The 8,165-nt window shown below is 58.9% G+C and carries 6 protein-coding genes and 2 pseudogenes; 5 read left to right on the top strand and 3 right to left on the bottom strand.

Annotated elements, in window-relative coordinates; translation table 11 throughout:
• Positions 1-1,312 (top strand): annotated as a pseudogene (locus QZ196_RS16590) (IS66 family transposase); the annotation flags it as partial.
• An 85-nt stretch (positions 1,313-1,397) separates the two neighbouring features.
• Entirely contained in the window at positions 1,398-1,694 is a 297-nt protein-coding gene (locus QZ196_RS16585) for a hypothetical protein (RefSeq protein ID WP_296428422.1), read from the top strand.
• Positions 1,695-1,709: 15 nt separating this feature from the next.
• Here QZ196_RS16585 and QZ196_RS16580 read toward each other — a convergent pair.
• The 3 genes and pseudogenes from QZ196_RS16580 to QZ196_RS16570 all read right to left on the bottom strand — a co-directional run.
• Positions 1,710-1,889, bottom strand: a pseudogene (locus QZ196_RS16580) (IS21 family transposase); the annotation flags it as partial.
• Between the two features lie 82 nt (positions 1,890-1,971).
• On the bottom strand, positions 1,972-4,056 hold the full coding sequence (locus QZ196_RS16575) for a hypothetical protein (RefSeq protein ID WP_296428420.1): 2,085 nt from the start codon (positions 4,054-4,056) through the stop codon (positions 1,972-1,974).
• 452 nt (positions 4,057-4,508) lie between these two features.
• On the bottom strand, positions 4,509-5,510 hold the full coding sequence (locus tag QZ196_RS16570) for a zinc ABC transporter substrate-binding protein (protein ID WP_296428418.1): 1,002 nt from the start codon (positions 5,508-5,510) through the stop codon (positions 4,509-4,511).
• Between the two features lie 56 nt (positions 5,511-5,566).
• Between QZ196_RS16570 and QZ196_RS16565 the strand changes: the two genes are divergently transcribed.
• Genes QZ196_RS16565 through QZ196_RS16555 form a run of 3 tightly spaced genes read left to right on the top strand, consistent with a single transcriptional unit; the run spans position 5,567 to position 7,657 of the window.
• Positions 5,567-6,085 (top strand): transcriptional repressor, encoded by a 519-nt coding sequence (locus QZ196_RS16565; RefSeq protein ID WP_296428416.1) that lies wholly within the window; start codon positions 5,567-5,569, stop codon positions 6,083-6,085.
• A complete protein-coding gene (locus tag QZ196_RS16560; protein ID WP_296428414.1) occupies positions 6,082-6,873 on the top strand; it encodes a metal ABC transporter ATP-binding protein in 792 nt (263 codons plus the stop codon). The genes QZ196_RS16565 and QZ196_RS16560 overlap by 4 nt, the downstream gene beginning before the upstream one ends.
• A complete protein-coding gene (locus tag QZ196_RS16555) occupies positions 6,863-7,657 on the top strand; it encodes a metal ABC transporter permease (protein ID WP_296428412.1) in 795 nt (264 codons plus the stop codon). The genes QZ196_RS16560 and QZ196_RS16555 overlap by 11 nt, the downstream gene beginning before the upstream one ends.
• Positions 7,658-8,165: the final 508 nt, after the last annotated feature.

Here is an 8,165-nt window from a genome sequence, read left to right as displayed (position 1 = left end):
GGGCGAGGATGTCAGTGAACTTCTCGATATGATCGCCGCCCAGATGAAGGTGATCTGTCACCCGGCAGTCTATTGCTTGCAATCGATGAGAGGGCAGATCGCCCGCATCAAGAAATCCTGCCGCCGTTGTGAGCGGATGGTGCAGGAGCCGGCCCCCAGCCGCCCGATCCCGGGCAGCATGGCGGGGCCGAACCTGCTGGCCCATGTCCTGGTCTCGAAGTTCGACGATCATTTGCCGCTCTATCGCCAGCACGAGATCTTTGCCCGCATGGGGGCAGACATCCCCGAAAGCACCCTCGTCGGCTGGGTGAGCGCCGGCCCACGAAGTGGCGGAGCGTCCAGTGGACGCGCCGAGGAGTGAACGGGCGGAGCCCAGGGTGGCCGCGCCATGAAGACCTTGTCGCCGCTGATTGAACGGATTGAGGCGGACATCATGGCCAGCGACCTGCTGCATGCGGACGACACACCCATCCGCGTGCTGGATCGCAGCATGCGCAACAAAGGGCTTGGCAAGGGTGTCAAACAAGGCCGGATCTGGGCCTATGTGCGCGATCAACGCCCCTGGGCGGGGGCATCGCCACCGGGTGCTGTCTATCGCTTTGCGCCCGACTGGAAGGAAGAGCACGTTCTTGGCCATCTGGCCGATGCGCGCGGCATCCTGCAAGCGGATGGCTACAAAGGTTATGCCAAGCTCTACGCGCCTGAACCCGATGGCACACCGCGTTTGCGCGAGGCGGCCTGTTGGGCGCACCTGCGGCGCGACTTCCATGACTTCTGGACCTCGACCAAATCCGAGATCGCCCGCGAGGCGCTCGACCGGATCGGCAAGCTCTATGATATCGAGCGCGACATCAATGGCCAGCCCGCTGACATCCGGCACGCCGCGCGCCAAAATCTTAGCCTGCCCAAGGTGACGGCCTTCTTTGCCTGGTCCGAACAGCATCTCCTGCGCATTCCGGGTAAAAGCGACCTGGCCAAAGCCTTCCGCTATGGCCTCGCCCGGCAGGAAGCCTTCAGCCTGTTCCTGACTGACGGGCGTGTGGCCATAGACAACAATCCGGCCGAACGCGCCCTGCGTCCGATTGGAATCGGCAGGAAAAATTGGTTATTTGCAGGTGCCGATACCGGTGCGGAAACCTTGGCGCGGGCGATGACGGTCATTGAAACTGCCAAGCTGAACGGTCTCGATCCGCTGGCCTATCTCGCCGACATCCTCGACCGCATCCACGATCACAAGATCAACAGGCTGGATGAATTGCTGCCGTGGAACTGGGCGCCAAAGGCATCCGTGACGAACAGTCGCGCAGCGTAGGCTGCGGTAGCAATGGAGCGGTTACGGATGAATTGCTGCCGTGGAATTGGGTGCCGCTGGCCGTTGCCCATTCACAGGCCGCCTGATGGCTGCCGTGACCCATGTTTGCACCATCGAATACGTCGCCAAAATGTTGGGCGAGGATGCAGAACTTCTAGAAGCAATCATCTACAACGACGACAATCTGACCTACGGCAACATCGTCAGCGTCTATGTCGGACCCGAAGAAACCATCACTGCGCTGACGGACGAAGGGATCGAAGAACTGTCCGACATGATCCGCGCCGCTCGTATCACCACCAAAACCTGGCATGAGTTCCTCGACGACTTCGTGGAGGACATCGAACTTGTGGCGCGCATCAAAGCTAAATCACTGCGGTAGCAATGGGCGGTTACGCTTTTCCGCAAACGGATCAAGCTTACTTGGCCGCGTCGGCGTCTGGAAGTTAGGCTCTACGATATCAGCCCGCAGGTACTTCCTGATGGTGTTGCGAGACAGCCCAGTCCGCCGTGAAATCTCGCGAATAGGCATCTTGTCCCTTAAAGCCCATCGTCGAATTACGCTCAAAAATCCCATGTCTATCACTCCAATAACCCCCGACAAATCCCGTCAGGGGCACGGTTGCACATGGGTCATTTCTCAGTGACAATTCTAACCTCTACCGGGTCAGTTTTAAGTGACAGCCAACAATATAGCGCGTTTCACTGTTGAGAATGATGTCCTGACTTTTAAAAATATCAACGATATCCGCGTAGTTCATCCGGTATTCGCCGTCGTCACCCAATGTGCCATTCACCTTTGCCAGATAGGCCGCTTCAGAGGGGTACGACGTGCCATCAGCGGTTTTGGCGGACTCAAGCCAATCGGGAACACCAAACACGGTTTCAAAGCTGCTTTCAAAGTCTTGCGCCGTCAGTGCATCAGTCGCGGGGTTCTTGCCTGCATGCGCGAACATTGCACTCACGTAGCGTTCGCTCGGGACCTTTGTCAGGTCAAGATCAAGAAAAAAATCAGATGTGCGAGGGTCCCTGGGCACCAAGACCCAATCAGCAAGCATCTGGTTCAAATCTTCGATGGTGAATGTGCCGCCCGCAGGGGAGCCATATAGCACGTTCAAATGCGCGAAAGTACTTTGGTTGATGCCTGCGCCATCAAGAAAAATGCGGCCGTGCAGGCCGTTTTCCATTGCCGAAAAAACGCCATCCCCGTTTGCATAATATTCTGCTAGGTGGATCACCGTACGCATCAAAAGACTGTCGCTGATGCCGCTGCCCGTTCCGGATGACGCGCTGCGTCCGGTCAGAACATCGACGGCAATGTGACCCGTCGTCTCGTCGACATGCAGGTCAATGTGACCATCATTGAACAAAGCCGCCATTTGCGCATCGGTCATGGAGTAGTTTTCGCCGAAACGCGCGGCAAGATAGGCCAGCGGCTGCACCTCCGTGTAGCCGAAAAGCAGTCCGAACGCGCTGATGAAATCTTCGTCTCCCAGATGGGGTTGCTGACCATCAAAGCTGGTGCCGATTTGGGCAAACAGGGCAACGACAATCCGCGCACCATCAATTTTGTTCCAGTCGGCGGTCGCGCCGCCCCAGAGATCGTCGGCAAACGTCAGAAAGCCATCCTCTTTCATCGCACCGAAAATGGTGTCGCCGTTGACTGTGGTGCCATCCCCGTAAATGCTGATCAACGTTTGCATCTGGGTCGCGCTAGGCGACCCAATTCCCAGCGTTTCGAACAGCGTGCCAAGCGATGTCACGTCATAGTCGTGATGCCCGACGGCCCGTTCAGTTGGTATCGCGCCCAGAGAAAATGCAAAGCCGCCGTCGCCCGCCGCATTCTTCTGCTGAGACAACACGCCCTCTTGCATCATCGCCGTCACGGCGGCCAGGTCTATACCGCCATTCGTACCGTAATATTGCATCAGCTCTGCCGCGATTTCGGGAATGTATTCCTGATCGTAGTCGTGCCAATCTTCAAACGCGACGGTCACCGATCCGTCTGCATTTACGGTTGTGCGCGCATTGGCCATGTCTTTGTAATAATAGACATTTTTTTCATACTTGAAGATACGCACATTCATCGTGCTGGGATCGCCATTCAGCTTGATCGGCGGGACTTCACTTCGGTTGTCGGCGACCGTCACCCATGCGTTCGTCATAATATCAAAGACCTGCACACGCAGCGCCGCACCGCTTTCAAAACTGACCGAAAAGCTGGTCGTGATATTGGACGGCGGCGGCGCAACCACTTCATTGCGCCCGCGCAGCGTGACCACCGCGTCATTGAAGTCGCCATCATTCCAGTCCTCGAACGCCACGGTAATGCTGCCGTCCGCATTGACTGTGGTCCGAGAGCTTTCGGTGTTGCGATAGAAATATTCGTTCGTGTCCGCACGAAAGACCCGCAAGTTCAGCGTTGTCGGATCACCGTCCATCAGGCCAACCGAAGGTGCGCCACGGTTGTTGGCCACATCAACCCATGCGCCGGTCGCCTCATCAAAGGCCTGCACATAAAGCGGTGCCCCCGCATCAAAACTGGCCGAGATTCCAACCTGCGAACTTGGCGCGGACGTTGGTTGATAAACTTCGATAATCCCCGTGTAGATGGGCCGGAGCGGCAGCATGTCTACGGGTATTAGTGGTGTCCTGAAATAGGGAGGATTCTTCTCCGCCGTTGGCTGGCGCAACTCTATCGTCTGTAGCCCACCAAGATCAAAATCCTGGATGTTGAGTTCCATTGGATTGATCGGAAACGAGCGTGCAGGGTCTGTTAACGTCACATTATGCGCCTCTGGATGAAATGCGGTGCCGACTGACACGTTTCGTTACCGTCTTTATCAGACATTGCATATGTGGCGCGTGCGATGCGGTTGACCGGTCGTGTTTTCCGCACCGCACCAAGAGGACGAAACGGTTCTGGCGCAAGAACCGCATTCCCGCGCCACAGATTTCAGCAATCAAAGTCACGATGCAGAACAAACATATTGTGTGAAATGGCATCATTCGGAAGAGATACGCACCCTGCCGTCATGGTGGTACTTGGGGCGGCGCGAAAGCGGGACAGGTCGATATCGCCTTCACGCGGCATGACAGCCGAGGCCCGCAGCCGGTACGTAACCCTTTCGCGCGAGGATTTTGGCCCACCGACCGACACTCTGACGCCATCAGAGTATCGGTCAGATGGTGCGCGTCAGAGGCAATCCGCCAGAGCCGTGGCAAGGTTACGAAGAACGTCGCCATAAAGATCCGGGCCAGGCTCGAGATCGGAACCGAGCGGATCGAGCACGCCGGTCCGCGCTTCCGATCCATCCATGACCGCAGCCAAGATGCCGGGATCGTATTGCGGCTCTGACAACACGCAAGTCACGCCCTGTTCTTTCACGCGCGCCTGTATCTCGGCGATACGGGCCGGGCTGGGATCGGACGCATCGGAAACCGATATGGCGCCCGACGCAGGGAACTCGAAAGCTGTCTCGAAGTATTGATAGGCATCATGGAAGACGATGAAGTTGCGGCCACGCACCGGATCGAGAATGGTGTTGATATCGGCGCTCAGGGCCGCCAGCTCTTCGCGTCCTGCGGCCGCGTTGCCAAAATATGCGCCCGCATTGTCCGGATCGGCAGTCGAAAGTTGCGCGGCAATGACGTTCAACCAGACCGCGCCGTTGTCGGGCGACAACCAGGCGTGCGGATCCTGTGCGCCATGCCCGTGGTCGTCATGCTCGGCCTGCTTTTCATCCGCGTGATCTTCACCTTCATGATCGCTATGGCCCGCGTGATCCTTGTCATGGTCTTCGTCCGCGTGTTCCTCATCCTCATCTGCATGCGCTTCGAACAGCGCGCCTTCGCGGAACGGCAGCTCGATGGTGCCCTCGGCTTCAAGCAGCTCCGTGACGGTCGCGCCGCCAGCCAGTGTTGCAATGGCACCTTCCAGCCACGGCGTCAGTTCGGGGCTGACCCAGAAGATCAGATCCGCCTCTTGCAGCGCAGTGGCCTCTGACGGACGCAAGCTATATTCATGCGGACTGGCACCCGGCGCCACAATCAGCGACGGCACGCCCACCCCCTGCATGACGCGCACGACAAGCGAATGGACCGGCGCGATATCAACGGCCACGCGCGGCACATCGGCCAATGCGGCACCAGCCAGCAGCGAGGCTGCGATTGACAAGGGAAACAGATTTCTGGACATAGGCGGCTCCATGTGATTTTATAACATTTCAAGTGAGGTACAGGAAACGTAATAACATGACAAGTGCTACCCGAGCGGGAGATGATCCGCCGACCGATCCGGTCGGATTCGAGACACATGATCATGCCAGATGCATCAACGCATCGGTCACTTCAGCCGAAGCGGTTTGCGGACGCGACGGGCTGCGCTTTACCCCGGTCCGGCGAAAGGCGCTTGAAATTCTTTTGCAGGAACACCGCGCCCTCGGGGCCTACGAGATGCTGGACCGGCTGCGCGATGCCGGCTTCGGCTCGCAACCCCCTGTCGCCTATCGGGCCCTTGAATTTCTGGTCGCCAATGGGTTTGCGCACAAGATCGAACGCCTGAATGCCTTTATTGCCTGCGCCCATCCCGGCGCGACCCATTCACCCGCTTTCATGATCTGCCGGCTGTGCAATTCCGTGGCCGAAGCACAATCGACACCCACGCGCGGTGCCTTGGGCGAAGCCGCCCGCGCGGCAGGGTTTCAGATCGAACGCACCGTTGTCGAGGCAGAGGGCATTTGTCCCGCCTGCGCGGAACAGGCCAGCGCATGAGCCTGATCGCAGTGGAAAATATCAACGTTGGTTATGGCACGCATATGGTGTTGCGCAACGTGTCGCTGACCATTGAACCGGGCGAGATCGTGACAGTGGTCGGGCCGAATGGATCGGGCAAGACCACGCTGCTGCGCGCGCTTATCGGTGCGGCACACCCAACCTCGGGTCGGATCACCCGCCAACCGGGTCTGCGCATCGGCTATGTGCCCCAGAAGCTGCATATAGACCCGACATTGCCCATGACGGTCGAGCGGTTCCTGCGCCTTCCGGGCGGCACCCAGCGGTCGGCCTGCGCACAGGCGCTGGAGCGTGCTGGCGTGCCCGATCTGTCACAGCGCCAGATGTCGGCCCTGTCCGGCGGGCAGATGCAGCGCGTCTTGCTGGCGCGCGCCTTGATCAACAACCCCGAACTCTTGTTGCTGGACGAGGCGACGCAGGGGCTCGACCAGCCCGGATCAGCCGCTTTTTATCGCCAGATCGACGATGTCCGCCGCCAGACCGGGTGTGCAATCCTCATGATCAGCCACGAGTTGCATGTCGTCATGAGCGCGTCCGACCGTGTTATCTGCCTTAATGGCCACATCTGCTGCGAGGGCGCGCCAGAAATCGTGTCGGCCGCCCCCGAGTACCGCGCGCTTTTCGGCACTGGCACGGGCGGTGCGCTGGCACTCTACCGGCACGACCATGATCACAGTCACGACGACGGCGAAGCCTGTGGGCACGACCACGGGCATGACGCCCCCCTTCCCCGAAACGTACCGAGGCCGCCGAATAATGCTGGATGATTTCATGACCCGCGCAACGCTGGCCGGTATCGGCGTTGCCTTTGCCGCAGCTCCTTTGGGCAGCTTTGTCGTCTGGCGGCGCATGGCCTATTTCGGTGACGCCACAGCCCACGCCGCAATCTTGGGGGTAGCGCTGGCGCTTGCCCTGCAGGTTTCCATTTTCGCGGGGACCGTCGCGGTGGCGCTGGCCATGGCGCTGACCGTGACGCTTTTGACCGGGCGGGGTTATGCGATGGACACGCTGCTAGGTGTTCTGGCGCATTCGGCATTGGCCTTTGGGCTGGTGGCGGTGTCTTTCCTGTCGGGTATCCGGATTGACCTGATGGCCTATCTCTTTGGCGATATCCTGGCCGTGTCGCGGGCCGATCTGGCGGTAATATGGGCCGGTGCGGCGCTGGTTGTGGGGCTGATCGGCTGGCGCTGGTCGGCGCTGCTGACGGCGACGCTGAGCGAAGAGCTTGCCTATGCCAGCGGGATCGACCCACGGCGCGAGCAGCTTGTCCTGACGCTGGCGCTGGCAATCACCGTGGCCGTCGCCATCAAGGTCGTCGGCGTGTTGCTGATTGCCGCAATGCTGATCATCCCCGCCGCCGCCGCAAGGCCGCTGTCACGCACACCCGAGCAGATGGCCCTTTTTGCTGCCGGCATCGGTGGCGTTTCTGCGGTGACCGGATTGCAGACAGCCTACGCAATAGATTCTCCAGCCGGGCCAACCATCGTCTGCATTGCCGCATTGGTATTTCTTGGCACCAGCATTTTGCGCGGCCTGCGGGCACAAGGATAAATTTAGACGGGCAGCGGTGCATGGGCCGGACGGCGCGCCATCAAAACAGATCCTCGATATCCCCGGTCCCGCCCCGCGGCACGTGCCCCGATCCGCTATTCAAAATCAAGGGCCGCCATGATCGCCAGCGACTTCCCCCAATTGCGTTTGAGACCCACCTTGCGCGTACGCTGTGTCAGCGTGCCTGTCTGTTCGGGGTGTGCGGGCGATATCACTCGTCCGAAATTACACCCGAAGCGATCAAGAGGTACCTAATTTTTGCGCATCGGCAGTGCATGTGATTGGACTGAGGTTGTTCAACGGCAACCATGCGAGAGCTTTAATTTTTAATTAATACTTATCAATATGTTACAAGTAAACCCGAGTTATGACTAAATCTGGTGTTTGGGCGGTTTGAAGGTTGGCGGCGTATCTGGTTGATTTGTTGTTGCGAGACAGCAGCCCGGCCAAAGGTGAAGTGGTCCGGCAAAACTGGACAGCGTGCTAAGATGTATCCAACCCGAACGAA

Origin of the sequence: Yoonia sp., from assembly GCF_017854565.1 — a bacterium.
Classification (GTDB): domain Bacteria; phylum Pseudomonadota; class Alphaproteobacteria; order Rhodobacterales; family Rhodobacteraceae; genus Yoonia.
This window is presented reverse-complemented; position numbering and strand designations above follow the sequence as displayed.